The organism is Acinetobacter sp. UBA3025 (genome assembly GCF_002367915.1).
Lineage (GTDB): Bacteria > Pseudomonadota > Gammaproteobacteria > Pseudomonadales > Moraxellaceae > Acinetobacter.
On record NZ_DFDO01000321.1, the window covers coordinates 13706 to 14969 of the forward strand.

Here is a 1264-nt window from a genome sequence, read left to right on the forward strand (position 1 = left end):
GATGAGCTGGTTTGATTATTATTAATACGATCAATAGTATCTTGATCATAGAAAGTATTGATATTGCGTAATGTTGCCTGAGGAATGAAGAATGACCAAGGGGTAAAGTGATTATAGCGTACCGAGAAATCATTATAGATGCGTGTACCACTTGGTTGATAGATGGCTTCATCACCGGTATCAATATTTTCGATATTTCTGATGTCTTTCTGGAAATAAGCTGTATCGTTATTAAATTCGTATTGTAAACCCAGTGGGTTACCGGTCTTATAATTCACCAAAAGCTGCGGCAAACGCGCATAAGGGCGGTCTTCATCCAGAACGGCAGGATCAAGCGTCTGGAAATCTTCAACTTTAAATTGAGCTTTTAAGCCGGGGATACCATTTTTATAATTAACTTCCCAAGCACGGCGCAAGTTCAGGTCTGTTTTTGAATCTGGGTTATTATCCAGATCGGCAAAAAAGTCCTTGTCTGATGCGTAATTATATTCAAGATTTGTTAAGAACTGATCGTTGATTTGCCAGTTATGCAGGAAGTGCAGGTCTTTACGGTCTTTATTGCTATAACTTTCATCAGATGGCAGGTAGCCACCCCAAATCCGGCCTTCACCATAGTTTTCTGTTAGATAACGAAACTCGCCATCCAGCATCGCACCACGGTCACTAATATAACGTGGCGTAATGGTCGCATCATATTGTGGTGCCAAATTGAGATAAACCGGCACACCTAATTCCAGGCCGCCATCATTGGTAAATCCGAAAGTTGGCGTCAGAATCCCAGTGGTACGGCGATCATCGATTGGGAAGTTAAAATAAGGAACAGCGAGTACCGGAACATCTTTCACATAGAGCTTGGTATTACGGGTTTCACCGCGACCGGTTTCCTGATTCAGCTTGATTTGATCTGCCTGAATTTTCCAGGTCGGTTTCTGTTCAGGTGGACAGGTGGAATAGGTGGCATTTTCCAGTTCAAGCGTATCGTCAGAGGTTTTGGCAATCTTTTCAGCACGACCATGCGCATGCTGTTCTTCGGCAATGAAGAAACTGTTGTTTAAGTCACCTTGCTGGGTTTTCAGGTTGTAATTGATATCATCGCTTTGCGAAATCAAGCCACCTTGAGCCAATTGGACTTGACCTTCTGCCTTAGCATAAGTTTGAGTCTGATCAATCGTCACGCGTTCCGCACGAATCTGGCGACCTTCCTGATCAATGACCACATTGCCTTCTAAGTAGGAATCGCCATTCGGATTATAGTGGCCATAGT

Annotated in this window: 1 protein-coding gene; it reads right to left on the bottom strand. The window is 43.2% G+C overall.

Annotated features, from left to right (window positions below):
• Positions 1 to 1264, bottom strand: a 1264-nt coding sequence (locus B4J23_RS13575; RefSeq protein WP_291361352.1) for an LPS-assembly protein LptD, incomplete at both ends; no start/stop codon positions are given.